General features: G+C 46.0%; 22 protein-coding genes. 12 read left to right on the forward strand and 10 right to left on the reverse strand.

The genetic code is table 11. The features are described from left to right. Positions 1-4 precede the first annotated feature (4 nt). Positions 5-1,531, forward strand: a complete 1,527-nt coding sequence (locus ITG12_RS18660) for a M28 family metallopeptidase (protein WP_248874712.1) — start codon at positions 5-7, stop codon at positions 1,529-1,531. A gap of 142 nt (positions 1,532-1,673) precedes the next feature. After that, positions 1,674-2,066, forward strand: a complete 393-nt coding sequence (locus ITG12_RS18665; protein WP_104027170.1) for a nuclear transport factor 2 family protein — start codon at positions 1,674-1,676, stop codon at positions 2,064-2,066. Between the two features lie 85 nt (positions 2,067-2,151). Here the strand turns inward: ITG12_RS18665 and ITG12_RS18670 are convergent, their stop codons facing one another. Both ITG12_RS18670 and ITG12_RS18675 read right to left on the reverse strand, forming a co-directional pair. Next, complete coding sequence (locus tag ITG12_RS18670) at positions 2,152-2,946, reverse strand: glycine betaine ABC transporter substrate-binding protein (protein ID WP_248874714.1); 795 nt, start codon at positions 2,944-2,946, stop codon at positions 2,152-2,154. A gap of 169 nt (positions 2,947-3,115) precedes the next feature. Beyond that, positions 3,116-5,344, reverse strand: coding sequence for a hypothetical protein (locus tag ITG12_RS18675; protein WP_248875060.1), 2,229 nt, complete (start codon positions 5,342-5,344; stop codon positions 3,116-3,118). 530 nt (positions 5,345-5,874) lie between these two features. On the opposite strand from ITG12_RS18675, the gene artP reads away from it, so the two are divergent. The 4 genes from artP to artM all read left to right on the forward strand — a co-directional run bounded on the left by artP (position 5,875) and on the right by artM (position 8,780). Next, positions 5,875-6,603 (forward strand): arginine ABC transporter ATP-binding protein ArtP, encoded by a 729-nt coding sequence (gene artP / locus ITG12_RS18680; protein WP_156144386.1) that lies wholly within the window; start codon positions 5,875-5,877, stop codon positions 6,601-6,603. Positions 6,604-6,692: 89 nt separating this feature from the next. Continuing rightward, positions 6,693-7,424, forward strand: a complete 732-nt coding sequence (locus tag ITG12_RS18685; protein ID WP_039974207.1) for an arginine ABC transporter substrate-binding protein — start codon at positions 6,693-6,695, stop codon at positions 7,422-7,424. A gap of 1 nt (position 7,425) precedes the next feature. Further along, complete coding sequence (artQ, locus tag ITG12_RS18690) at positions 7,426-8,115, forward strand: arginine ABC transporter permease ArtQ (protein WP_248874716.1); 690 nt, start codon at positions 7,426-7,428, stop codon at positions 8,113-8,115. After that, the gene (artM, locus tag ITG12_RS18695; protein WP_005388569.1) at positions 8,112-8,780 is read left to right on the forward strand and encodes an arginine ABC transporter permease ArtM; all 669 of its coding nucleotides are present in this window, start codon (positions 8,112-8,114) and stop codon (positions 8,778-8,780) included. Before artQ ends, artM begins: the two co-directional genes overlap by 4 nt. Before the next feature lie 84 nt (positions 8,781-8,864). Here artM and ITG12_RS18700 read toward each other — a convergent pair whose 3' ends face one another. Next, the gene (locus ITG12_RS18700; protein ID WP_061034590.1) at positions 8,865-9,695 is read right to left on the reverse strand and encodes a LysR family transcriptional regulator; all 831 of its coding nucleotides are present in this window, start codon (positions 9,693-9,695) and stop codon (positions 8,865-8,867) included. 118 nt (positions 9,696-9,813) lie between these two features. On the opposite strand from ITG12_RS18700, the gene ITG12_RS18705 reads away from it, so the two are divergent. Further along, positions 9,814-10,461, forward strand: a complete 648-nt coding sequence (locus ITG12_RS18705) for a glutathione S-transferase family protein (protein ID WP_038877162.1) — start codon at positions 9,814-9,816, stop codon at positions 10,459-10,461. 45 nt (positions 10,462-10,506) lie between these two features. On the opposite strand, the gene ITG12_RS18710 is transcribed toward ITG12_RS18705, so the two are convergent. Then, positions 10,507-12,270: a DUF3859 domain-containing protein gene (locus tag ITG12_RS18710; protein ID WP_248874718.1), complete on the reverse strand. Its 1,764-nt coding sequence runs from the start codon at positions 12,268-12,270 to the stop codon at positions 10,507-10,509. A 395-nt stretch (positions 12,271-12,665) separates the two neighbouring features. Next, positions 12,666-13,337: a type 1 glutamine amidotransferase domain-containing protein gene (locus ITG12_RS18715; protein WP_038877157.1), complete on the reverse strand. Its 672-nt coding sequence runs from the start codon at positions 13,335-13,337 to the stop codon at positions 12,666-12,668. A 116-nt stretch (positions 13,338-13,453) separates the two neighbouring features. Between ITG12_RS18715 and ITG12_RS18720 the strand changes: the two genes are divergently transcribed. Beyond that, on the forward strand, positions 13,454-14,338 hold the full coding sequence (locus tag ITG12_RS18720; protein ID WP_038873443.1) for a LysR family transcriptional regulator: 885 nt from the start codon (positions 13,454-13,456) through the stop codon (positions 14,336-14,338). A 221-nt stretch (positions 14,339-14,559) separates the two neighbouring features. On the opposite strand, the gene ITG12_RS18725 is transcribed toward ITG12_RS18720, so the two are convergent. Continuing rightward, positions 14,560-16,077 (reverse strand): arylsulfatase, encoded by a 1,518-nt coding sequence (locus tag ITG12_RS18725; protein WP_038877155.1) that lies wholly within the window; start codon positions 16,075-16,077, stop codon positions 14,560-14,562. 192 nt (positions 16,078-16,269) lie between these two features. Next, complete coding sequence (locus ITG12_RS18730; protein WP_081634937.1) at positions 16,270-17,931, reverse strand: electron transfer flavoprotein-ubiquinone oxidoreductase; 1,662 nt, start codon at positions 17,929-17,931, stop codon at positions 16,270-16,272. Between the two features lie 278 nt (positions 17,932-18,209). Here ITG12_RS18730 and ITG12_RS18735 point away from each other — a divergent pair, with 278 nt between their 5' ends. Continuing rightward, on the forward strand, positions 18,210-18,959 hold the full coding sequence (locus ITG12_RS18735; protein ID WP_038877151.1) for an electron transfer flavoprotein subunit beta/FixA family protein: 750 nt from the start codon (positions 18,210-18,212) through the stop codon (positions 18,957-18,959). 11 nt (positions 18,960-18,970) lie between these two features. Further along, positions 18,971-19,936, forward strand: a complete 966-nt coding sequence (locus ITG12_RS18740) for an FAD-binding protein (RefSeq protein ID WP_248874720.1) — start codon at positions 18,971-18,973, stop codon at positions 19,934-19,936. 653 nt (positions 19,937-20,589) lie between these two features. On the opposite strand, the gene ITG12_RS18745 is transcribed toward ITG12_RS18740, so the two are convergent. From ITG12_RS18745 to pdhA, 3 genes are read right to left on the reverse strand one after another with little or no spacing between them, the layout of a single operon-like run. Beyond that, a complete protein-coding gene (locus ITG12_RS18745; RefSeq protein ID WP_038877145.1) occupies positions 20,590-21,732 on the reverse strand; it encodes a dihydrolipoamide acetyltransferase family protein in 1,143 nt (380 codons plus the stop codon). Further along, positions 21,729-22,712 (reverse strand): alpha-ketoacid dehydrogenase subunit beta, encoded by a 984-nt coding sequence (locus ITG12_RS18750; RefSeq protein ID WP_038873460.1) that lies wholly within the window; start codon positions 22,710-22,712, stop codon positions 21,729-21,731. The genes ITG12_RS18745 and ITG12_RS18750 overlap by 4 nt, the downstream gene beginning before the upstream one ends. Next, complete coding sequence (gene pdhA / locus ITG12_RS18755) at positions 22,705-23,799, reverse strand: pyruvate dehydrogenase (acetyl-transferring) E1 component subunit alpha (protein ID WP_038877143.1); 1,095 nt, start codon at positions 23,797-23,799, stop codon at positions 22,705-22,707. The genes ITG12_RS18750 and pdhA overlap by 8 nt, the downstream gene beginning before the upstream one ends. Before the next feature lie 595 nt (positions 23,800-24,394). Here pdhA and ITG12_RS18760 point away from each other — a divergent pair. After that, positions 24,395-24,715 (forward strand): DOPA 4,5-dioxygenase family protein, encoded by a 321-nt coding sequence (locus ITG12_RS18760; protein ID WP_038873466.1) that lies wholly within the window; start codon positions 24,395-24,397, stop codon positions 24,713-24,715. A 235-nt stretch (positions 24,716-24,950) separates the two neighbouring features. Continuing rightward, the gene (locus tag ITG12_RS18765) at positions 24,951-25,577 is read left to right on the forward strand and encodes a hypothetical protein (protein WP_038873467.1); all 627 of its coding nucleotides are present in this window, start codon (positions 24,951-24,953) and stop codon (positions 25,575-25,577) included. Positions 25,578-25,579 lie beyond the last annotated feature (2 nt).

The raw sequence follows: 25,579 nt of genomic DNA on the forward strand, positions 1-25,579 counted from the left end.
CAACATGAAAAAGAGTCTTTTAGCATCGGCATTGTTGAGCTGTACGTTGAACAGTAGCGTCGTTGCCAACGAATTGACCGATCAAGGCCAAATTTGGATCACCACCGATGCGGATGCGGTGCACCTTATTACCAAACACGGAGCGACGGTTTATTCTGACTTCTTTGGTGCTCGTCCCGCCGTGGTCGCAAAAATATCGCCAGATCAATTAGCGACGCTATCCAGTCACATGCATCATGAAAAGCATCGCTGCGGTGGTTATATGGTGCACCCAGACAAAGCCAGTGCATTGAAAGCTGCAACCATGCCAACCACATTGAAGGCGTTTAACAAACCGATGATCAGCCATCATGACACGGTTGAAGCTCTCATCAATCAAGTGGAGCCGACGAACTTGGTGAAGACCATAGAAGGCATGACGTCATTTACCAATCGTTTTTATACCACCGCTACGGGTGTTGAAGCCTCTGATTGGTTACTGGCGCGTTGGAACCAAGAAATAGAAGGAGTCTCTTATGCTTCTGCGGAACAAATTTCCCATCGCGGCTACCCACAAAAATCTGTCGAAGTGACGTTGCTGGGTGCGAAATATCCCGAAGAAATTGTTGTCGTGGGTGGGCATCTCGACTCAACAGCTGGCGCATGGACAGAAGAGGGAACCATATCTCCGGGCGCTGATGACGATGCTTCTGGTATTGCAACGGTGACTGAGTCACTTCGCTTAATGATTGCCAGCGGTATCCAGCCAGACAGAACCATCAAATTCTATGGTTATGCAGCGGAAGAAGTTGGACTGAGAGGCTCACAAGACATCGTTGAAATGCTGAAAAACGAAAAAGCCAACGTGCTATCCGTGTTGCAATTAGACATGACCAATTACAGCGGTTCTGCGCATGATATTACGTTCATCACCGATTATACCGATAGCAACTTGACGGCATTTTTGTCTGAGTTGATTGATGTGTACACGCCTGAAATCACCTACCAGTTTGATCGCTGTGGCTATGCATGTTCTGACCATGCCTCTTGGCACAATGCTGGCTATCCGGCGGCCATGCCATTCGAAAGTTTGTTTGAAGACTACAACCCGAATATTCATACCCAATTTGATACGTTGGAAAATTCAGACCCGACCGCCTCGCATGCCAGTAACTTTGCCAAGCTTGCTATCGCCTATTTGATTGAATCAAGCATGGACAGCACGACTGGCGTGACCCCCTTGCAAGATGGTGAACCTGTTGAGAATTTACGCGCAGGCTATGGAGAGGAACAGTTCTTTAGTTTTGAAACTCAAGAGGAGGGGAAGGTGACCATTTCCTTATCTGGGCCAAGAAGTGGCGATGCGGATCTCTTTGTGAAATACAATGATCAAGTGTCAGTCAGTAACTTTGATTGTCGTCCATTTCAAAATGGGAGCAATGAACAGTGTGTTCTAAATAAACCGGCAGGGACGTTCAGTATTATGGTGCGAGGTTATCGTAATTTCGACCAAACCAGCCTTGTCGCGAGGTTTGAGAAAACAACCAACTGATCGTAAAGAGCACTTCTCATCAAACTCTAAATGCCGCATGACACAGTGCGGCATTTTTGTTTATTCGTTACGAGGGAAATGCTTCGCGCTTTAATTCTTGACTACGCTTTGTAGACGATCGTGAGTTGAATAGGAGAACCCCATGAGCACCTTGCAAATCGATATTGAAGAGAACAAACGCAATGCCATTGCTTTCTATGAGATGGCATATCGAGGAAACCCAAGAAAAGCGGTCGAGCTTTACGTAGGGGACGAGTATATTCAGCACAACCCGTTAGTGGGTAATGGTCCTGATCCTTTTATCGCCTACTTCGAGAGAATGCAGGAAGAGTACCCAGAAAAAGACATTGCATTTGTTCGCGCAATCGCAGAGGGCAATTTAGTAGCGCTGCATACGCACCAAACGTGGCCTGATGACGTGGAATACGTAACGATGGATTTCTTCCGCTTTGATTTAAACGGCAAGATTGTCGAACACTGGGATGCCTTGCAAGAAATCTCGAAAGAGTCAGCAAACGGGAATACCATGTACTAAGTTAACGTGCTTTGCCATGCAATTTAGCAATGTAGTAATGTGACAATGGAAGCAAGGCAAAGCACTATAAACCGCGTAAAGCTTGTTAGATCTGGTTGTCTAACCACTCACGTGTCACCGTGTCTAACTCTCGTCCTTCACGACTGATTTTGTAATCCAACTCCGCAATGATATCGTTTGAGAAACGTAGCGCGTCCAGTCTGCTCAACTCATCTTGAGTAAATTTATCTGATTTGTCTTGGCGCAATAGCAATACGGCTTTATCGACAATACCTAGCAAACCCTTTGGTTCTGTGATTTCTCGAATTGCGTACTTATAGTGAAGAAATTGAGGCTTCCAAAGTGGCACGACAACCCATTGTTTGTTCTCTACCGCCTTCTCAAATGCAGTAAAGCAATCTTCTTCCGTCCCCGTATGGAAACGGTAACCTGCTTCGGTCAGTGCGTATTCGTCCATCATCTTAATCGAAAAGCGCGTAATGCCTGCGCCAGGGTTGATGCCTTGAATATCCGATTTCATCTTCGCCACGACTTCTGGTTTCGTCAGGTCGCTTACTTCTGATACCAGTTCTTCAGGCACGTAATCTGGCACACCCCAAAGCGCGTAAGGCTCGTAGTGTAAGCCCAGTTCTAGCAAGGGTTGTACTTCCTCTACCGACGCTTTGTAAATGCCGTGACTTGATGGTAACCAAGCCGAAGAAAGCATATCGATTTCACCGGTTTTGAGTTTTGAAAAGTTCTCTTCATGGGGAGAGTAAACGCGCTCAACCTCAAAGCCCATATCATTGAGTACATGGCTAACAAGAGAAGCGGTAACGCGGTGGAAAGAAAGGTTAGTGACACCAAGTTTTATTGTTTTTGACGCGTGAGTACCAGTCATACTGAAATCCTTATTAAGGAGCAATGCGAAGGGGAGTCATGCACTGCTTTGTGACGGAAATAGTAGGCTTGCGGTGAAGAAGGATAAACAGCGCTGTCTTTGAGTCACTGTCAAAAATGATTTGATAATGACTGTTGGTAGGACAGGAAGAAGGATTAAAAAACTATTATCAATACAGCAAAAACAGCCCTTCATAACCTCCAATCTCTATTTGCGATACATACTCGCCAATGTTGCCGTTTCTATCTATTGGTCTCATCGGCTCGTCTAACGTGATGGTGATTTTAGGCGCAGAGAAATAGTCCACGCTCTTGCCGAAAAAGTCGGTGCGGTACAACACTCTGCCTTTGCTGAACTCACGAGCTAACACCATTTCTGTTGGGCCTTGAGGGACTACATTGGTTTCTGACTGATAAGCAAAGTATGTATAGGTAGGCAATACGTAAGCTAACCCATCAGGAAGATCGGCATGAACGACTTCATTCATAGTTGAATCACCAATGACGGTGTAATCCGAAGGAGTAGGCGTGCTGGTGGACATCATTAACGGGGTCGCCATCATATTCTCTGGGACTTGATTCGCTGGGGCTCCTAAATCGATAGCAAGCAATGCACTAGGTTGATAAGCAATATTCTTTGGTACACCAGCCTTCCAAAAGTTATCGGCGGTGGTGTTATTACTTCCGTACTGATAACTGCTGTTCCATTGGTTAAAGTAGCTACGGTCAGGATGATGGTTTAAATAGAACGCGGCCAGTGCAGAATATTGGTCCTGTTTCCAATTCTCTTCCGTGTTACCAAAGTATTGAACGCGACCATGACGAGTTGTCGCTTGAAAAATCACCTTTTGATCGGCTTTGGCTAGAGCTGAATTATCCCAAAATTTGGCTAAACCGGCATAGCCGCTAAAGCCCGTAGAAGGAAATAGATAGTGCTCACGTAGATACAATGAACCGGCGTTGATTAAGTGTGACTGACCATTTCTTCCGTACAGATTTGCTGTCCCAATGTTTAGGCCAATCAACGAATCTATGTGCAGTGTCGCGAGTTTGTTTAAAAATGCCGAGAACTGTGCTTTATAGAGCTCATCGGCATCTTCACTACCGGCCACAAAGCCTAGTTCCTCAACAGTACCACCAGAGTAAACATAAAACTGATTGGGACCGATGAGTTTGTTCGTATCGTCATTGTAAGCACCATTCAAACCTTGTTGTGCCCACTCTGTTTGATAATAATTATGCATTGCTTGAGCAAATTGTGGATTGGTAAGATTGGTCAGTGCCCATGATGAGCTTTGGTTCCACATACGACCAAATGGGATCACGCGAGATTCCCATCGGAAGCGGGCAGTGGCTTGCTTGTTCGTGCGATTTTTATACTCACTCCAAGAGAGATAGTTGTCTTGATTTAAGTCTGCTGATTTGTCAAAACCACGGATTTTCCGCCACCCTTCAATAGATTGACCGTTGTACGTTGTTGTTGGTGCATCGGACAGGTTCACGATCTTGAAGGTGTTTTTTAACTTCACTTCTTTTAAGCGAGGGCGATGATCGACGTTGTCACCTTGCCAAGTAATTTTAATCGTGTATAAACGCCCTCCATCGCGCAAAAACGTCGAGCCAAAATACTGACCACCGCCATAGCTCAATCCGCTACCATCATGGGTGGTAGCTCGAATCCAATCTGAAGGAACCGACCAAATGACGGTTTGGTTTTTGGTCATGTTTTCGGTTTTGTCTTTCTTAATATTGACGCTTTTCCATTGCGATACTTGACCAAATGCATTGGCGGCAGAAGGGTACTCAATCTTGAAAGTGCCGCCTTGAGCAAACTGAGAGAATTTAAATACTAAACGGTCGAACTGCTCGGAATGGTAGACATACAATGCGCCACCATTATTGGTTTGTTCAAACACATCTGCATCCCAAGGCGGTTGCTGGTAGAGCGAAAAACCGGCATGGTCGGCACTTGCTGTATAACCGACAATCATTGGTTTTCGATTGAGCAATGTGTTTTCACCATGGGTTTTATCGACTTCTGCAATGATGGTGTCTTCAGAAAAATGCAGAAAGTAATCTTCGTAATCGATGCCATTTAAGTCTGCTTGATTACGAATTGTGTTTTCCAGCCAACTCGAATTGAGCTCTAGTTTTTGGTTGTACATGTAACCAATGGCGTTGACGCGTTCGTTATCACTTTTGTTTTGATAAGCACCAAATACAACATCGGCATTATCCAACTCCCATTCAAGTGCCGCGGCAGCGGAAACAGGAGTATCTCGCAAATCGATACCTTGCTCATGTAATCCAGGTAATACGAGCGCAGTGCTGGCCCAAATAGTAGGCGAAAGCAGGCTCAAAGAACCAAGCGCAAGCAGCGCAAGACGATATGGCTTCATCATTGATTTGTCCCTATCAAAAACGTCGATAACTCAAATTGCGAGTCAAAATACGAGAAAAGTATTAGCGATAGGTATGACCAATTCAAGAAATGGCCGGAATGTAACTGCTTTATAAATTCTTTATGGTTCGAATAATCTTTGTGAATCAGCTTCTTCTAAAGTAAGCATGGGCATTCTCAATTTTGAATCTTGAAGGATAGGGGATTTGCTACGCGAGATCTTTCTCAGAATGAGAGGGAAAGGTGCTTATGCAACCAGTTACTTTCTTTCGGAATGATGCTCTCAGTCAATAGCGCTGCAGAGCTTCAGTTTAAGTCTCCAATGGAATTCTAAGCTAGCGAAATTGTGGGCTTTTTTGATCAACAAATCCGGTTAAAGCCCCACTCATTGCACCAGTCATATACTCTGCTGAGCTGGTTGTTTCTTATACAAAAAATTAACAATCTAAATTTTTATACATTTTTATTGCATAAAGTCTCTTTCTTGCTAGTATAAGCTCCAGATGACAATTAATGCAGTATGGCAGCATGAGTATTCAAGTTAAAAGTATCAATAAGTCTTACGGCGATACCCAAGTTCTACACGATGTCAGTTTTAATTGTGAAAGCGGTGAAACGTTGGTGTTACTCGGTCCAAGTGGTGCAGGGAAGAGCTCTCTACTACGTGTTCTTAACCTTCTTGAAGGGGCGGATAACGGCCAGTTAAACATCGCTGATGACGCATTCGACTTTTCAACTGAAATCAAAGAGAAGCAAGGTTTAGCGCTTCGTCGTAAAGTGGGCATGGTGTTCCAACAGTACAACCTATGGCCACACATGACAGTGATGGAGAACCTGATTGAGGCTCCGGTAAAAGTTTCTGGCATGGATAAAGAAGAAGCGAAGACGCAGGCAATGCAAATTCTCGCAACGCTGCACTTGGCAGACAAAGCGGATGCATGGCCGATGCAACTTTCTGGCGGTCAGCAACAACGTGTGGCGATTGCCCGCGCACTGATGATGAAACCAGACGTGTTGCTCTTTGATGAGCCTACCGCAGCACTTGACCCAGAAATCACGAATCAAGTGGTCAAAATTATTAATGATTTAAGCGAAACCGGAATTACACAAGTAGTTGTGACCCACGAGGTGGATTTCGCCAAGAAAATCGCTAGCCATGTTCTATACCTAGAACAAGGACACATCGTAGAACACGGCACGCACGACGCATTTGTTAATCCGCAAACCACTCAGTTTGCCGATTATCTAAATCACTAAATTACGTTTTTTAAAGTTCAGTCTATTTAACAGATAAGCTCGGCTGTCATTGCGAGTGTCAGCCCACTAAGTACACACGGAGTATTGCAATGAAAAAGATTCTATTAGCTTCACTAATCGGCCTCGTCTCAGCGAACGCAGCAGCACAAGAAGAGATAAAATTCGCGATGGAAGCGACTTACGCACCGTTCGAATACATGGATGAAAACAACCAAATCCAAGGTTTTGATGTGGATCTGGCGAACGCACTATGTAAAGAAATGGAAGCAAAATGTACCTTCCACAACCAATCTTTTGACAGCCTGATCCCTGCATTAAAATTCAAACGTTACGATGCAGCTATCTCTGCAATGGACATTACCGAAGCGCGTTTGGAGCAAGTGAACTTTTCTGACCCTTACTACGACAACTCAGCAGCGTTTGTTTCTATCAAAGAAAAAGTGGCCGATCAAAAAGCATTAGAAGGTAAGCGTGTTGGTGTTCAAAACGGTTCAACACACCAAAGCTACCTGATTGAGCAAATGCCAGGCGTAACAGCGGTTCCTTACTCAAGCTACCAAGATGCATTCATCGATATGAAGAATGGCCGTATTGATTCTGTATTCGGTGACACAGCAGTCGTAGCAGAATGGTTCAAGAAAGAAGATAACCTAGCGTACGTGGGTGAGCACGTTACTAACCCTAAATACTTCGGTAACGGTTTCGGTATCGCAGTAAACAAAGGTAACGACGAGCTAGTGAACAAGCTGAACACGGCTCTGAAAACAGTGAAAGCGAACGGCCAATACGACGTAATCTACAACAAGTACTTCGGTAAGTAATATGGCACTAACGGGTTATTCTTTATCGCTTGTTCAAGCTAGTTGGATGACTGTCCAGCTAGCCTTCACAAGCCTTTTAGTCGGTTTGATTCTGGCAGTGGTATTCGCCAGTGGTGAAATGTCTCGCCGTGTTTTCGTTAAATGGCCAATGACGGCGTTTGTGACGATTGTACGTGGCTTGCCAGAAATCCTTGTCGTGTTATTTATCTATTTTGGTTCGACGCAGGTTTTGTTTTTAATCACCGGCGACTTTATTGAAGTTAGCCCGTTCTTGTCTGGCGTGGTGGCGTTGTCATTGATCTTCGCTTCTTATGCTTCTCAAACTCTACGTGGCGCATTGAAAGCGGTTGGAAGAGGGCAAAAAGAGGCAGCAAGTGCACTCGGCATCAGTCAAGCACACGCTTTTGTTCGAATTGTTTTGCCACAAGCAGTAAGGCATGCACTGCCAGGTTTAACTAACCAATGGTTGGTTCTGCTAAAAGATACCGCACTTGTATCATTGATTGGTGTAACGGACTTGTTGAAGCAAGCGCAGTTAACATCAGCCGCCACGCACGAAGCCTTTACATGGTATGCAACGGCCGCTGCAATTTACTTAGTGATTACGCTTGTTACGCAACGTGCAGTGAAAGTGATTGATAAGAAGTTCTCAATTCAAGGCATGAGTATGGGACAGGAGGCGACCGCATGAACGAACAACACGTTTGGCAAATGCTGGATGGCTTAGGCACTAGCCTCCAATTGACCGCCGCTTCCTTGGTTGTGGGCTGTCTCTTAGCTCTGATGATGACGCTGACTCTGATCCTACGTACTCCGGGTTTGCATTGGGTAAGCCGTGGCATCATCACCTTGTTCACAGGTACACCTTTGTTGGTGCAGATCTTCTTGGTGTACTACGGTCCGGGTCAGTTTGATGCAGTAAGAGAAAGTGTATTCTGGACATGGTTAAGCCAACCTTGGTTCTGTGCGATGTTAGCGCTAGCGCTGAATACTGCCGCGTACAGCACTCAGTTGTTCAAAGGAGCGTTTAACGCGATTCCTTCTGGCCAATGGCAAGCGTGTCGTGCTCTGGGTATGAACAAAACGGCAACGCTGAAAGTGCTGTTGCCATACGCCATTCGTCGTGCTGTTCCGGCTTACTCGAACGAAGTGATTTTGGTCTTCAAAGGTACGTCCCTAGCAAGCACGATTACGATCATGGATCTGATGGGCTATGCGCAGCGCATTAACGCGCAAACTTACGATACGTTGACGGTATTTGGTATTGCTGGCGCGTTCTACCTAACGGTGAATGGTGTGCTGACTCTCATTTTCCGTCAGGTAGAGAAGAAAGCATTGGCGTTCGAAGCTGCGTAATTCCTAACGTCACATTCAATTTCACGATGCCTCTGCTTACTGACTCTCAAGCAGGGGCATTTTTTATTTGTATCGTATTAAAGCTCAAGCCATTAATTCAACCAATTGCGTTAAGCATTCTTTGTCCAGTATTGGATGAGGCTCGACACTTGTGACCAAAACGATATCCACTGAAGGCAGCGATGGCATATCGTCTAAGATCTTAAGATCCTCGCTAACGCTAATACTGCCCATCGCACCGATAGCCATGCCTGAACGTACAATCGCTCGTTGTGCAGAGGCCGTATTGCAACACGCCAGTAATTGATAAGGAATACCACGTTTGGTTAATCCGTCTACCGCTGCTGCGTGGTATTTACAGTCGGTTTGGAATAGGGCGAGAGGGAGAGGTTGAGCGTGCTCGATGTCAAAGTCAGGGTGAGCAATCCACACACCTTTGTCGCTTGCTAGCCAGTAACCTTCTTCACTGTCCGGTGCTCTAGTCACAATAGCGGCGTCTAGCTTTCCTTCATCCAGCTTTTCTCTCAAGGTGATGCTGGGCTCACTGAAGACTTGAATCGAACACGTGGGTTCAGATTGTTGTAATACACGAATGACTTTAGGCAGGATAATGTCGTTGTAATCTTCTGGACAACCTAAGCGAAGAGGACGCTTATTTTCATAGCGTTTCACCTGTTTCAGCGCTTGATTGTGTAAGCTGACTAGTTGCTCTGCATGAGAGCGTAGTGCCAATCCCGCTTCACTTAAGACAAGATTGCGACCTTCTTTTTCAAACAAGCTGACGCTGAGTTCGTCTTCTAGCTTACGCATTTGTGCACTGAACGCTGATTGGGTGCGATTGATCTGCTTGGCTGCACGAGTGAAACTGCCCGTTTCGACAAAAGCCAGAAAGCTGCGTAACGCATCGATATCCATATCTAAAACTCATCCATCGTTTTTGTTGAAGTGTTCCATCAAAACTATCCGTTAGTCCCCTTAAATACAATCAGATATTGTGATTGGGTAATCAAAACACGAACCGCATGGAGGCGTCATGAAACTGTTTATTGCTAACCAAAACTACTCAAGCTGGTCACTGCGCTCATGGCTGATCTTTTCTCAATTCAAACTGGATGTGAAAGTCACCAAGCTCAAATTATTCACAGAAGATTTTTACAAAACCTTGGAAGGTATTACACCAACCGCGAAAGTACCTACCTTGGTGGATGGAGGTGCAACCGTGTGGGATTCATTAGCGATTTTGGAATACGTTAACGAGCAATACTTGCAAGGTAGAGCATGGCCAAGTAAGTCTGCAGAACGAGCTAAAGCACGCGCCATTGCCTCAGAAATGCATTCGGGTTTCTTTGACTTAAGAAACGAACTCCCAATGAACATTCGCGCGCGCAGAAAAGTCGATCTAACGGATGGTGTACGTAAAGATATTGCACGCATTGACGCCATTTGGGCAGAGCAAGCCAAGCTGCATCCGAATGGTTGGCTATTTGGAGAATGGTCAATCACCGATGCCATGTATGCACCAGTGGCATTGCGTTTCCAAACTTATGGCATAGAGCTATCGGAAGGTGCCAAAGCCTACCAACAGAAGGTGCTAGCAAGTGAAGCTTTACAGCAATGGCTGGAAGAGGCGAGCCAAGAAACGGATATCGTAGAAGAAGATGAAGCAGGGGTAGAAGCTTAACGGCACTAGAGCCTCACTTGATGGGAGGCTCTATTCAAAAACACCTTATTTACTTTTCATACATTGAAGTACTTCTGTTCGCTCGAAATGATTTTCTTCTGCGTAGCTCCCCATTAAACACCCTGTATAAAAGAGAAAAGCATTTTTCAGAGCGTCTTTACTGTCAAACTTGCCCTTTTGTTTTTTGATTTCTTGAGCCATTACTGACTGGCAGCTCTTGGTATAAGGCTCAAGAGCTTGTTCACATTTACTAGTACTATCGAACCCAAAACAGCGCTGAAAGGCGGTTTCTTTACAAACATAACTAGAACCTTTGCTGAATAAGTTTTGCATGACCAGTGCTTCCTTGATTGAAGTGAGTTCTTTCGGATCATCCATATTGACTAGCTGGAAGGCTTTTTTTGCTACCACGCTATCGCGGTAAAGTATCTCGAGTTTCCAACGGCCGGACACCAGCTCGCTTTTATCGCCGAAATACCACATCGCGAGGTTACGATCATGCTTAAACATGGTGTCAGGCCAAGTGGATTCGGTGAACCCTTTGCCCGTTTTAGGATCGACAATCTTTGGATGCGTCATCCGGACGGTAATGGGGAATTTGTTGGTTTTTGCAAGGCTAGGCTCTACTTCACCCTGTGCATTCTTGGGCAACGTAACCGAGTATCGAAAGCCAATGTACTGGCCGAGTTTTGGCATCACCATTTGTGTTGGAGTCACGGTGTACTCATTTCCCTCTTGCGTTATTACACCACCTTCAATGATGCTGACACGAGGAGATAGTAGGTTTGAGATGTTTTTCTCTTCGCTTGCTTGAGAGGTTGTCGTTAGAGTGGCGGCATAAGGTGAACCCTCGACTGAAAACAGATCAAACTCATGACCTTTAGGCAATGTAATATCATAAAGTGGGTTGTTGAATGCTGTGAACTTCTTCAAGGCCAGTTGTTGAGTCAGGTCCAGTTTGGTCAATTTATTATTGTTTAGCTCTAGTGACTTTAAGTCTGGGTTTTTACCCAATTGGAATTCGGCTAACTGGTTATAGTCTGCTTTAACTTCTTGCAGCTGTGTCTGCTGGCTTAAGTCCAAACTGGTGAGCTTATTATTGCGCACGTTAAGGTGCTTAAGATTCGCGTTTTTCGACAAATCAATCTCTTGCAATTGGTTTGATTGAAGAGATACGTGTGAAAGCTTTGGGTTATGGCTTAAGTCGATCGTAGTTAGGCTGCCACTTCCAAGAAAGAGCGTCTTGAGTTCGGAGTTTTGGCTAACGTTAAGCTCTGTCAGTTTATGGGCACTGAATCCAAGGTCGCGCAACCGTGATAGGTGGCGAACGTCTATTTCTGCAATAGGCATTTTGTAGGCGTAGAGACTTTTCAGCTTCGAGTTCTTATTGATGTTGAGCTGTGTCAGGTTGTTTTCTGAAACAGTCAGAGTTTCAAGCTCCGGGTTATGAGAGAGGTCGATATCTGTCAATTGGTTGTTCGCCAAGATCAGGCGTTTGAGCTTTGGATTATTTGTAGTATCGACGCTTTTAATACTGTTATTTAGGAGAATCAGGTCTTCTAGTGTAGGGAAAAATTTAATTTCTTCCACAGAGCTAATGTTATTGTTGGAGCAGTCGAGTTCGGTCAAAATATTTGGTGAAGACGCTTCGTAGCCAGAAAAGCAATCAGCAAAGTTTGGGTCGACGAACTGAATGTCTCCAATAGTTTCTGGAGTGGAACAATAAGCAAAACCGGATAACGCCAAACCACTTGTTGCCATCACCATTTTACCGGATAACCGGATTCGGTTTACCACTGACGCCTTCATATATGAATCCTTTTCGAAGTATTTTCTTTTTAGTTTTAGGTGCTCAATTGCCTTGCCGTTAGTGAATACGGTTTCGACAATGAATAGAGCAACATTGAATAGATCTTTAGCAGTTTACGCAATTTCTCAAAATAAAACTGTAGGTAAACTACCGGAAATATTAGCTTTTTCATCTAAAGTTTTCGAATGGTGATCAAGGTGACGTCGGTGGTTATGGCGTGGAAGGGGCGAATTGATATCGGGATAAACATGTGAAGCACAGCTACCATTATATTCGCAGGTCTAACACTATACTTCACAGGTTTATGGCAGTACTGAGCAGCGAACATTAAAGTCGTGGAAGTTGCTATATGGCATCTACCACGCTCTATATCCGCTGCTTAACAATCGTTTGATTACCCCAATAGTTCCACAATTGCTTTCCCTACACCGTGTGCGCTAGTTGGGTTTTGACCAGTGATCACACGTTCGTCTACAATCACAAACTCTTGCCACGGCTGTACTTTTGAGTAGCGTGCCGCGCCACGTGCTAGGGATTCTTCCAAAAGGAAAGGGATATCATTGATGGTACCAAAGTCGATTTCTTCTTCACGGGTAAAACCTGTCACCGATTTAGACGCAAGCAGTTTCTCTCCATTGCTAAGCGTGATAGGCAGTAGGGCGCCTGGACCATGACAAACGGCTGCAACGATGCCGCCATCTTCATAATGCTTTGCAGAGATTTGTGCGAAATCTTCATTGGTCGCTAAGTCAGAAAGTAGACCAAAACCTCCTGGGTAGAAGATTGCATCGTAGTTGTCAGCGTTGATTTGTGAAACTGGAATCGTGTTGTTGACACGGTTTTGGAAATCATCATCAGCCAAGATTTTTGTGTTTACCGCATCACCTTCAATGTTTGTTCCATACAGTGGGGCTTGGCCTCCTTTGATAGAAGCAATGTCGTAATCGAAGCCCGCACCAAGTAATTCTGCAAGTGCATGGGTGAGCTCTGGTGCGTAGGTGCCGTTTGCTTGATCGGTTTCGCCGAGTGTCGCGTGGTTCGTTACAACAATGAGTACTTTCTTCATGATGGGGTCCTTTTGGGTTGCTGTATTTTGTTGAGCACCTTCATACTAATTGCTAATCAGATAGGTGATAATAGAGGTAATTAGCAAAACATTATTGCCATATGGCAAAGGTGACTATGGACAGCTTTGAAGGTATCAACGAATTTGTTACGGTTGCGGAGAGCTTAGGGTTTTCTTCTGCTGCGAAACAATTGGGTTGCAGTACCAGCCATGTGAGTCGACAAGTGACAAAGTTAGAGGAACGTTTAGGCGTTGCCTTGCTAGCACGTTCGACACGGATGGTAAGCTTAACGGAAGCAGGGCAAGCGTATTACCAACAATGTAAAGAGTTGGTGATTGGGCTTCAGCAAGCCAATGAGCAACTCACCACACAGCAAACTCAATTGAGTGGTACGTTACGAGTGAGTGCTGCTGGTGCGTTTTCTGAAAATCACGTTGCACCAGCGTTGATGGCGTTTGCGAAACAACATCCGAACCTCACGGTAGAAGTCAACTTCAATACAAGTATGGTCAATTTTATTGAAGATGGTTTTGATTTTGCCATTCGTTACGGACGCCTAAGTGATTCTGGTTTAGTCGCGAGAAAGCTAGTCGATCGCCCCATGGCAGCGGCGGTGAGTCAGAATTATATCGACGAGCATGGTTTTCCTACTCATCCAACACAACTCAAGCACCACAGTTGCATCATCACGAACAAGGATGTTTGGTTATTTGAAAAAGATGGTAAGGCGCTAGATGGCGTGAAAGTCCAAGGACGATGGAAAAGCAACAACGCTAAAACGGTTTTGCAAGCTTGTGAAGACGGATTAGGCGTGGCGTATCTACCAAAGAGTAGCTTTAACGACGCCATTTCTTCCGGGCGATTGGTACCAATCTTAGAGTCTTATTGGGGAAGTGGTAATAGCAGTTGGATCGTTTATCAGAATCGCCACTTTCTGCCTCTAAGGGCTAGATTGGCCATCAACTTTCTACTTGACCATTTTGCTGATTGGCAGGAGTAGGGAGGGGTATTTCGAAAGCAAATAAAGCCGCGATGAACTGCGCTATGGGTGACAGGCGATATCTGCTTTTTTCTAAAAGTATCCGACCGTGATGAACGTCGGTTATGCGACTCTTAGAGATGAGGTATAAGGGCTTGAGACATAAAAATACGGAGTACAGATACCAGCGATAATATCCGTACTCCGTAGGCTTAGTGCTTTATCAAACTAAGTGTTAAACATTAATTCCGTTGTGGTTGCGTCATGGCATCCACGACTTGCTCGATACTCAAAGAGCTGCCTTTGGTTGCAGGGAACTCTTTAAAGGTTTCAAGGAATTTTCGAACGATAGCCTGCGCTGGGACAAACATCCACATTTGGTCTGCGTAGAAGTGTCGGACATAAAGCGCTGAGTCTGGTCCTACTTCAAATGGGTCCATACGTAGGTTAACGATCAACGGCCAGCTTGGCGTTTTACGATAAGCCTCGTTGATGGCCCCTTCCATGATGGTGAAGTGAATCTTCCAATCTTTATAACGCAGAGCGTTTAAGTGGCCGCCGGCATCAAAGTAGAAGATTTCATTACGAGCACCAGTATCTGTTTTACCGGTAAGTAGGTCTAACTGGTTATAGCCATCGAGGTGCGCTTTAAAGGTTTTGTTATTGGCTTTATGACCTTTAAGTAGCTTCTCTTTTACGTCTGGCTCACCCACGGCGGCCAATAGCGTTGGCATCCAGTCTTCTTGAGAGAAAATGTCGTTGATGACCGTACCCGGTTTGATTTGACCCGGCCAGCGAACCATCATAGGTACGCGGAAGCCGCCTTCCCAAGTTGTACCTTTCTCGCCTTTAAATGGTGTTGTACCACCATCTGGCCATGTGAATTTCTCTGCACCGTTATCGGTACTGAAAATCACGATGGTATTGTCGGCTACGCCCAGTTCGTCAAGCTTCTTAAGCATCACGCCAACTTGATCGTCCAGATCCATCATGCCGTCGGCATAAAGGCCATAACCAGATTTCCCTTTGTATTCTTCACTTAGGTGTGTCCAAACGTGCATTCGCGTCGAGTTGTGCCAAATGAAGAAAGGTTTGTCGTCTTTCACGGCTTTTTCCATGAAGGCAAGACTGGCTTCCATAAACTCTTGGTCAACGTTTTCCATACGCTTACGGGTGAGTGGGCCTGTGTCTTCAATTTTTCCGTCAGCGGTGGATTTAAGAACACCGCGAGGACCGAATTTTTTACGGAACTCAGGATCTTTAGGGTAGAACTCTGATTCTGGTTCCTCTTCAGCATTTAAGTGGTAGAGGTTACCGAAGAATTCATCAAAACCGTGGTTAGTAGGTAAGTGCTCGTCTTGGTCTCCTAGGTGGTTTTTACCAAACTGACCCGCAACGTAGCCGTGGTTTTTCAGTAGCTCAGCAATGGTTGGGTCTTTGGCTTGAATCCCTTCTTTTGCTCCAGGCATACCAATCGTAAGTAAGCCTGTACGGAATGGGTGCTGACCGAGAATGAACGATGCACGACCCGCAGTACAACTTTGTTGCGCGTAAGCATCCGTAAAAATGGCACCTTCATTGGCAATGGTGTCGATGTTTGGTGTACGACCGCCCATCATGCCATTGTGATAAGCGCTAATGTTGTAAACACCAACATCGTCGCCCCAAAATACTAAAATGTTGGGTTTATCTGCTGCCAACAGACTGACAGGCGCGACCGCGCTCATCAATACGAGAAACTTCCTCAATATCCTCTTCATCGAGTCCTCCTGGACAATAAGTAGAATTCATTTCTTTTGTTGTGATTGATGCAAATTGACCGTGAACTGCTTAGTTAATTGGCAAACTAAGCATAGTACACGTGATTGATTTGTTAGATTTTTGATGGATTTAAATTATCAATTGTTCAGATAAAAGAGGCGTGATAGCGAATCACCATCACATTATAAGTGCTACATGTTTTGATAGCTTGGTCCGCCGCCACCCTCAGGTGCTTTCCATGTGATGTTTTGCGAAGGATCTTTGATGTCACAGGTTTTGCAATGCACACAGTTTGCGGCATTAATTTGAAATGTTCGCTCGCCTTCTACTTCTACCACTTCATACACGCCAGCAGGGCAGTAGCGCTGGCTTGGCTCATCAAACTTCTTCAAATGGACTTGAATCGGAATATGAGGATAGGCGAGTTGCAAGTGGCAAGGCTGATTTTCTTCATGCTGTGTACCAGACAAAAATACTGATGAGGGTTTATCGAAGCTGATTACACCATCTGGTTTCGAGTATTGAATAGGTTGGCACTCATCAATTGGTTTCAGCTGTTCATGATCGTGCGAAGGATCAGTGATCGTCCACGGTATTGGTTTCTTAACCAGAGGTTGCCACAGATTGTGTTCGAAGGTGGAAAGTGCGCCGCCGAGTACGCTGCCGAATTTGTGAATGTTTGCACTAAAGTTACGTGTGTCACTGAGTTCTTCATACAACCATGAATCTTCAAACTTGGTTTGGTAATCCGGTTCCGAATTGGATTGTGTGAATGCTTCGGCAATGGCTTCTGCGGCTAACAAACCGGATTTCATCGCAGTATGGCTGCCTTTGATCTTAGCGACGTTCAAGGTACCTGCATCACAGCCGATCAACAGACCGCCGGGAAATTGCTGTTTCGGCAGAGAAGACAACCCACCTTTTGCAATGGCTCTTGCGCCATAAGCGATACGTTGAGCGCCTTTCAAATGTTGTTCGATTGCAGGGTGGTGCTTAAAGCGTTGAAATTCGTCAAACGGACTCAAGTAAGGATTGCTGTAATTCAAGTCGACAATAAGCCCAACGGCGATTTGGTTGTTCTCCATGTGATAGAGAAAACCGCCACCCGTGGTGTTGGATTCACTCAGGGGATAACCTGCAGAATGAATCACGTTGCCTGATTGATCTTTGGCATCGACAGGTAACTCCCAAATCTCTTTAAGCCCGAGCGCATAATGTTGCGGTTGTTTATCGTCGTCTAAACCAAATCGTTGGATGAGCTCTTTACCAAGATGACCTCGGCACCCCTCGGCGAATACTGTGTATTTGGCTTTTAACTCAATACCGGCTTCAAAGTTGGGTTTGGCTTCTCCTTTCTTGTCCAAACCCATGTCGTTGGTGTTTACCCCTGTAACAGCGCCAAATGCGTCGTAGTTAATCGTGGATGCGGCGAAACCGGGATAGACCTCTACACCAAGCGATTCAGCTTGTTCTGCTAACCAACGACACAAGTTCGCCAAACTGATGACGTAGTTGTTTTCATCATTGTGCATTGGGTTAGGGGTAAGAAAGTGGGGAACACGAATGTGATTAAGTTCTGTGGTTAGGTACAAGAAGGCATCGTTTTTTACAGCGGCGGAAAGAGGCGCGCCCATGCTTTGCCAATCAGGAAAAAGCTCGTCTAATGCACGTGTTTCGAATACCGCACCAGATAAGATATGTGCGCCAACTTCTGAGCCTTTTTCTACCACACAAATAGACAGCGGCTCACCCTCACGTTCTTGGTTGAGTTGCGCTAAGCGGCATGCTGCACTCAAACCTGCAGGTCCGGCGCCAACAATCACAACATCAAATTCCATGCATTCTCTTTCCATCTTCTTGCTTCCTTTATGCGAAACCTTTCTTTGTGTTTCAGGTGCTTCTTCTATTACGCAGTGCTCGTATAAAGAACTATAGTCCAGTTGACGTAAACGTAAACTAAACTAAGCTCAAATGGTAACGTCATAGGGCGTGATAAAGATTTTGAGTGACAATGTCACAATGCATTTTTTGTTAGCAAGGTAATGAAAAAGCTGAGCTTTAACACCAATCTTTGTCACGCATGACCCAATTGCTAGGACGCGTATCGCTTTGCGATCTGCTAGGAGGGAATGTGAAAGTACTGGTTGCGATTAAACGTGTAATTGACCCTTACGTTAAAGTAAGAGTGAAATCTGATGGTTCCGGTGTGGAAACCAACAACGTGAAAATGACGATGAACCCATTCTGTGAAATTGCGGTGGAAGAGGCTGTTCGCCTTAAAGAAGCTGGGGTAGCAGAAGAGGTGTTAGTGGTGTCGATTGGTGACGCCAGTTGTCAGGAACAATTGCGCTCAGCGCTCGCATTAGGTGCGGATCGTGCGATTCATATTGATGTTGAACAGTCACCAGAACCGCTTGCGGTCGCGAAGTTACTCAAAGCTGTGATGGAGCAAGAGCAGGCTCAATTGGTGCTTCTGGGTAAACAGTCAATCGATACGGATAACAACCAAGTCGCGCAAATGATGGCGGCACTGACGAATCGTCCGCAGGGGACATTTGCTTCGGAAGTGAAAGTAGAAGGGGAAACGGTTCTGGTTACGCGAGAGATCGACGGTGGCTTAGAGACGCTCAAACTGGATTTGCCTGCGATCATCAGTACGGATTTACGTTTGAATGAACCGCGTTACGCCTCGCTACCGAATATCATGAAAGCGAAGAAGAAGCCGCTATCGGTAATGACGCCAGACTTCTTTGGTGTGAGTGTTGAGCACTCTCAGCAAGTGCTGGAAGTCATGACGCCGCCTGCCCGTAAAGCCGGTGAGATGGTTGGCAGTGTGAGCGAGTTAGTCGACAAGCTCAAAAATGAAGCGAAAGTGATTTAGGAGGCATAACCATGGAAAACAAACCGTTAGCAACCTTGGTCGTGGTGGAGCACGATAACCAATCACTTTCAGCGGATACATTACGTGCGTTGAGCGCGGCTTCTCAGATTCAACAATACGGTGCCTCTTTGCCTGTCACCGCCTTGTTAGTCGGACATCAGTGCAGCTCAGTATTGAATGAGTTGAAGTGTGTGCAAGGTATCTCACAGATCATTGCGATTGATGCTGCTGAATATCAGCATGCACTGGCAGAAAATCTATCTACTTTGATTGCCGAAGTTGGTCGGGATTATTCGCATATCCTAGCTCCCGCGAGTACCTTCGGTAAGAACTTGATGCCCCGTGTCGCAGCCTTACTGGATGTAGGGCAACTGTCAGATGTGATTGCGATTGAATCGCTCGATACGGTTATTCGCCCCATCTATGCCGGTAATGCGTTAGCCAGAGTTCGCTCGGACGATACAACCAAAGTGATGACGATTCGGAGCTCAGCGTTTGACGCAATTACTGTGCTTGATTCTGCAGTAGTCGAGAATGTCGTGACGTTAGAAACGGTCATTAAGGCCGAGCACAGCGAGTTCGTTTCACAACAAAAAGCGGAAAGCGAAAGACCAGAACTACCGGCGGCAAACGTCGTGGTCTCTGGTGGTCGTGGATTAGGCAGCAAAGAGAATTTCGCGCTGGTGGAACAACTTGCCGACAAGCTTGGTGGGGCAATTGGTGCATCACGTGCTGCGGTAGATGCTGGCTTTGTGTCTAACGATTTGCAAGTTGGGCAAACGGGTAAGATTGTCGCGCCTCAACTGTACATTGCTGTGGGTATTTCCGGTGCAATTCAACATTTAGCAGGGATGAAAGATTCCAAGGTGATTGTGGCGATCAACAGTGATCCTGAAGCGCCAATCTTCCAAGTCGCAGACTATGGTTTGGTAGGTGATTTGTTTGAGATTATGCCGGAATTATTGGAGAAGGTTTAAGTTCGGTATTTGTCGGGCGTCATTCCCTAGAGCGAAGAATGAGTGAGTAGGGAATCCCTTCTTGCTCACTACTTTAAGTCGTCATTCTGAACAGCGAGGAACGAGCGCGATTCAGAATCCGCTATTAAAGTGCGCTGTGGGTTCTTACTACGAAAGACCTTCGGTGTTCGTTGTGCTTAGATTCCTAGTCGCGCCTAGGCTTGCTGGAATGACGCGCTAGAGTTTCTTGCTAACAGTCAAATTCTTAAGTCGCTTTTTGCTGAGTGCAAACCAAACCGCCTCATTCCCTAGAGCGAAGAATGAGGGGGGTAGAGAATCTTATTCTTGCTCACTAATTTAAGTCGTCATTCTGAACAGCGAGGAACGAGCGTGATTCAGAATCTATTGTCAAAGTGCACGGTTGGTATATCGCTATGAAAGCCTTTCAGTGCACTTTGCCATTAGATTCCTAGTCGCGCTTAGGCTTGCTGGAATGACGCGCTGGCGTTTCTTATTAAAAATCATATTATTAGGACGATTTTACTGAGTGAAAACCAAACTGCGTCATTCCTTAGAGTGAAGAATGAACGAGTAGGGAATCTCTCATTTAAATTCATCTTCAAAACAAAAGGGCTTCAAATCGGAAGCCCTTTGTTATTCATGGCAAAAGCTGCTTAAACGCTCGCTTTTCTTAGGTGTTCTGCCAGCACTTTTGTGAACCTTGCCGCTTCGCCGCCGGTACATGCACGGTGGTCAAACGTAATCGACAACGGCATGGCTTTCACTGCTACAGCTTGCCCGTCTCGAATTACAACCTTCTCAATGATTCGACCTGCACCGACAATCGCGACTTGTGGCGGCGTGACCACTGGTGTTGCGTAAATGCCTGCAATTGCGCCAAAGTTTGAAAGCGTAATGGTGGCGTGCTGCAACTGCTCACGACCGATCTTACGTTCACGTATGCCTTGCACCGTTTGGTCTAACCAACGACGTACTTCTTGAGGCTCATATTCGTCGGCATGTCGCAGAACAGGCACGTACAAGCCGTGTCGGCTGTCTACGGCGATACCAATGTTCACCGTGCTGTGGACACAACGTGTCATGGTTTCGGCATCGAACCATGCATTCATAGCCGGCTCTTCCTGACACGCATGCACGATCGCTTGGACCAGACGAATACTGATGTCTTCGCCTTGCTTCCAGCCATCTAAGACAGCTTCCTCAGTAATTGTCACTGCCGCGACATTGTGATGGGACTCCGCCATGGTCGATACCATGGTTCGGCGTGCGCCTTTGAGTACTTCTGTACCGGGGCGTTGTTTGCCGGCTTCGTCGTAAATGTCGGCGTCGACAATCAAACCGTCCGGACCACTGCCTTTGACCAAATCCAAATCCACACCCAGTTTCTTCGCTAGTAAGCGAGCAGAAGGAAGTGCTGTGATGAGATTATCCGGTGATGGGTTGTGTTCGCCACCAATCCAGAAATCATCCACATTCACGCTGTGTGCATGTTGGGAGACATTACCAACCACGGTTGCAGCATCGGCAGTTTGTTTTTTCTCGGAGACAGTTTGTTCTGCTCCCGTTTCATCGATTTCCAGAAGTAGAGCACCAATGTTGATTACGTCGCCTTCTTCACCATGACGGCTCACGATGCGGCCACCATAAGGCGCAGGGACGTCTACGGTCGCCTTTGCGGTTTCGACAGTAAGCACCACTTGATCGAGCTTAACCATATCGCCAACACTAATATGCCATTTCACAATTTCTGACTCAGCGAGACCTTCGCCGAGATCGGGTAAGTTAAACGTCTTCATTTCCAATCCTCCACGAGTTCGCGCGCGGCGAGCACAATGTCTTCTTCCTGAATCATGTAATAATCTTCGTTGCGGTAGTACGGCATGATGGTATCCATGCCCGTGACGCGTTTTGGTGGCGCTTTGAGTAGGCACATCGCATGTTCTGCGGTTCTGGCTAGCAGTTCTGAGCCGACACCACAGGTTTTGCTGGCTTCATGGACCACCAAGAGGCGTCCGGTTTTCTCTAGCGAACGGAAGATGGTCGCGGTATCAATGGGTTTGATGCTGGCTAAATCAATTACCTCAACTTCGATACCTTGATTGGACAGCGTTTGAGCCGCTTGCAGTGATTCGACAACACACGCTCCCCAAGTCACTAACGTAATGTCGCGACCTTTGCGAAGGGTAAAACAAGTGTCGAGAGGTAGCGCTTCGCCGTTATCCACCACTTCAGATTTCACAGTGCGATAGATACGTTTCGGCTCGAAGAACATCACCGGATCGTTGCTTCGAATGGCTGCTAGGAGCAAACCATAAGCGCGTTGCGGTGATGAAGGAATCACAACCTTAAAGCCTGCGGTGTGAGCAAATAACGCTTCGACGCTTTCGGAGTGATGCTCTGGTGCGTGAATACCGCCACCAAAGGGCGCGCGGAATACCGCAGGGCAGGTGAGTCGACCACGGGTTCGGTTACGCATTCGCGCTGCATGACACATCAGATGCTCCAATGCAGGGAAGACAAAGCCTTGGAATTGAAACTCGGCTACAGGTCGTAAACCTTGCGTTGCCATACCGACAGTGACTCCGCCAATAAGTGCTTCAGCTAGTGGTGTGTCGATAACGCGCTTAAGACCGTATTTTTGTTTGAGTCCTACAGTGGCGCGGAATACACCGCCGTTATCACCCACATCTTCGCCAAGGACGATGACATTTGGGTCGTGTTCCATTTCATGATGCAGTGCGAGGTTCACTGCTTCAACTAACGTGAGTTCAGTCATGTTTCCCTCCCTGCATTCGCATTGCTTTATTGATTAGCTCATCCCTTTGCGCATGAAGCTCTTGGGGCAGGGATTCATAAAGGAAATCAAAGCCCGTTTCAGGCGCTTGATTTGGCATGTTGAGATAACGCTCAACGGCGAGTTCAACTTGTTCTTTGCAATGTGCTTGCCACTCTTGCTCTTTCTCGTTATTCCAAACGCCTTGATTGGTGAGAAAGGCTTTAAGTCGACGAACAGGCTCATATTGCCAAGCCGTTTGAACCTCGTCCTCGTTACGATAGCGGGTCGCGTCGTCGGCGGTGGTGTGGTCGCTCAAACGGTAGCTTACTGCTTCAATTAACGTTGCGCCTTTGCCTTTTCTCGCTCGTTCAAGGGCGCTCAATGTTGCATCAAACACCGCGACGACATCGTTGCCATCCACCGTAATGCCGGGGATACCAGCACCTTTAGCTTTTTCTGAGAGAAATTCCGCGGCACATTGCAAACTGCGTGGTACGGAGATCGCCCATTGGTTATTGTTCACCACAAAGACTAATGGGATGTTCCAAGCGCCTGCACAATTAATGGATTCAAGGAAATCGCCTTTGGAAGTGCCGCCATCGCCGCACATCACCAAAGCGGCATCGTGATTGCCTTGGATTTTCAGTGCCGCCGCAACACCAACGGCATGGGTACACTGAGTTGCGATTGGGACACAGAAGGGGAGATCTTTACTAGGAAAAGGACTGCCTTCAGGCGCGAAGTCGCTGCCGCGTTCATCGCCTCCCCAATATTGCAGGTTCTTTTCCATTCCTATGCCACGGCACCACATGGCGGGCATATCACGATAATAAGGCACGAAAACATCGGTGGTGTTAAGCGCTCTGCCCACAGCAATACCAACAGCTTCCGAGCCAAGGTGTGATGGGTAGGTGCCCAATTTCCCAGTGCGTTGCAGGGCAACGGCTTTGTTATCGTAGGTCCGGGTTAATACCATGTCTTGGTAAAATCCGACCAAAGTTTCAAGATCAGCCCAGTTGGGTAGTTGGCTGACGAGGTTCCCATCATGGTCGATAAACCGATGCATGGGTAATGCCTGAACGTTCATCTCAAGCTCCTTTTGACGCTGCGGGTCTTTTGGACTGCAGCTGCTCATTATTTCGATCTCAGCCTGTATGGGTACTCAGGCTTTGATATCAGCGCAAAAGGTCATACCTAGGATTGCAGTTGTTTTTGATAGTTATTGACGCATCTGTCGTTCGTCTCTCTAACAAAACTGTGTTCTGGAAAAATACAAGGCGTCGCTTGATACTGCTGTTTACACCGCCTAATCCAGTGATGAATCTTGATATAACCAGATACTGTAAGTGTAAACAAAATGTTAAATTATGCTTTGATTTACGCAATGATCCACAGTAAAATTTCGCTTACAGTGTATTTTTATAGGATAAAACACTGGTTTTAAGAATTGTACGTTTTCAGAATTGAATGGAATCACTGACTTTGACCAGAAATTTGCGACAAAATTACGCTGTGAAATTTTACAACTTGAATGGTTTTTAAGCACTTTGAGGTGATAATTCAGTAACACGTTATTCTCGTCGTCACGCTTTGACTAGATAGAGTCACTTGTCACTTCCCAAGGTTGGGGAATGCATGTAGTGTGACCCATAATTAAAGTCTGTGATACTCATGGAGAAGTTATGTACCACATTCATGTTTATTTTCCGCTTCAGCAGCAGGAAAAAGCTCAAGCCTTGAATGAAATTATTCGTCAAGAACGCCAAGACGTGCTGCGCGTTTTTCCGTTAGTGTGTAAATTGGTTGGGCCCCATAAGATGCCAATGTTTGAACTGCACGTTGAATCCGTGAGCGAGGAATTTATCGCTTGGTTAGATACCATTCGAGGTGGCTTCTCTGTCTTAATCCATCCAGTCAGCGATAACGAATTACGTGATCACACAGAACATGCGATTTGGCTCGGGCGCGAACTCGGAGTATTTGAGGAAAAGCTCGAAGCGTAAATCGTCGGGGTAGGCGACGTTTCCCCTCCTTGTTCGTCCTACCCAGATTCAGCAATTCCGTCCATCGTGTGCTAAACCTAAATAACGATAGTGATAAAAGAGTCATCATCGTATGTTCTTATATTTGATGTTTAGCAACGCATTAAAACAAGATTTAGCATATAAATCAGGGAAGTGCAGTATACGACCCCAACGCCATTGGCAGTGGAAAGGACATTTCTAGAGGGGAAAGGGGATGCTAACAATACTCTTGGTGGCACTAGCGCTGTATATCTTTTGGCTGTTGTTTCGTAATGGCCCTGCATTTGCCGAGCGTGTGCCAAGTAAAAAACGCAATTGGGTCGGACCAACCGCTAACCAAGAAGAGTGGCAAGGCTATTGTTCAGAAGTCTTTCAACCATTCAGTTCTCAAACTACCTTTTATGCCATCGCCTATTTTGCTAACTTCGTTGCGGCTGCGAATGCGATTTCGTGGTCGATCATTTATGAAGGTGACTATCCCATCATCATGAGTCGTTTTGGTAGCTATTTCATCGTTAATACGCATGATGCGCTGTTGGTTTCAGGGTTTGTCGCGTTGGCGTGCTTTATTATAAATTGGCAACTTGCTGTCCATTGCGCAGGAATCATGAGCCAATATTTGGTGCGCATACTCATCATTAACCGCACTCGTTTCGTAGCGATTAGCTTAGTGTTTTGTAGCTATTTTGCATACTTACTTACAGTAGGCATTTTTTGGCTCTTCCACGATGGATACTCGATTTGGCATGGGCTTACGCTCACTCCGGTATTTCTGCTTTTGGCGTTGCTTCTTGCGTTTGTACTGCCATCAATGAAAAAAGAGCCTGTAGAGAAAGACTAAAG

The organism is Vibrio sp. ED002, assembly GCF_023277445.1.
GTDB classification, from domain to species: Bacteria; Pseudomonadota; Gammaproteobacteria; order Enterobacterales; family Vibrionaceae; genus Vibrio; species Vibrio jasicida.

Coding starts and splice junctions, on each gene's coding strand:
- ITG12_RS18665 (WP_104027170.1), top strand. CDS start 1,674: ATGAGCACCTTGCAAATCGATATTGAAGAGAACAAACGCAATGCCATT.
- ITG12_RS18720 (WP_038873443.1), top strand. CDS start 13,454: ATGGACAGCTTTGAAGGTATCAACGAATTTGTTACGGTTGCGGAGAGC.
- pdhA (WP_038877143.1), bottom strand. CDS start 23,799: ATGAACGTTCAGGCATTACCCATGCATCGGTTTATCGACCATGATGGG.
- ITG12_RS18710 (WP_248874718.1), bottom strand. CDS start 12,270: ATGAAGGCGTCAGTGGTAAACCGAATCCGGTTATCCGGTAAAATGGTG.
- ITG12_RS18705 (WP_038877162.1), top strand. CDS start 9,814: ATGAAACTGTTTATTGCTAACCAAAACTACTCAAGCTGGTCACTGCGC.
- artM (WP_005388569.1), top strand. CDS start 8,112: ATGAACGAACAACACGTTTGGCAAATGCTGGATGGCTTAGGCACTAGC.
- ITG12_RS18730 (WP_081634937.1), bottom strand. CDS start 17,931: ATGGAAAGAGAATGCATGGAATTTGATGTTGTGATTGTTGGCGCCGGA.
- ITG12_RS18685 (WP_039974207.1), top strand. CDS start 6,693: ATGAAAAAGATTCTATTAGCTTCACTAATCGGCCTCGTCTCAGCGAAC.
- artP (WP_156144386.1), top strand. CDS start 5,875: ATGAGTATTCAAGTTAAAAGTATCAATAAGTCTTACGGCGATACCCAA.
- artQ (WP_248874716.1), top strand. CDS start 7,426: ATGGCACTAACGGGTTATTCTTTATCGCTTGTTCAAGCTAGTTGGATG.
- ITG12_RS18765 (WP_038873467.1), top strand. CDS start 24,951: ATGCTAACAATACTCTTGGTGGCACTAGCGCTGTATATCTTTTGGCTG.
- ITG12_RS18725 (WP_038877155.1), bottom strand. CDS start 16,077: ATGAAGAGGATATTGAGGAAGTTTCTCGTATTGATGAGCGCGGTCGCG.
- ITG12_RS18715 (WP_038877157.1), bottom strand. CDS start 13,337: ATGAAGAAAGTACTCATTGTTGTAACGAACCACGCGACACTCGGCGAA.
- ITG12_RS18660 (WP_248874712.1), top strand. CDS start 5: ATGAAAAAGAGTCTTTTAGCATCGGCATTGTTGAGCTGTACGTTGAAC.
- ITG12_RS18675 (WP_248875060.1), bottom strand. CDS start 5,344: ATGAAGCCATATCGTCTTGCGCTGCTTGCGCTTGGTTCTTTGAGCCTG.
- ITG12_RS18700 (WP_061034590.1), bottom strand. CDS start 9,695: ATGGATATCGATGCGTTACGCAGCTTTCTGGCTTTTGTCGAAACGGGC.
- ITG12_RS18745 (WP_038877145.1), bottom strand. CDS start 21,732: ATGAAGACGTTTAACTTACCCGATCTCGGCGAAGGTCTCGCTGAGTCA.
- ITG12_RS18750 (WP_038873460.1), bottom strand. CDS start 22,712: ATGACTGAACTCACGTTAGTTGAAGCAGTGAACCTCGCACTGCATCAT.
- ITG12_RS18740 (WP_248874720.1), top strand. CDS start 18,971: ATGGAAAACAAACCGTTAGCAACCTTGGTCGTGGTGGAGCACGATAAC.
- ITG12_RS18670 (WP_248874714.1), bottom strand. CDS start 2,946: ATGACTGGTACTCACGCGTCAAAAACAATAAAACTTGGTGTCACTAAC.
- ITG12_RS18760 (WP_038873466.1), top strand. CDS start 24,395: ATGTACCACATTCATGTTTATTTTCCGCTTCAGCAGCAGGAAAAAGCT.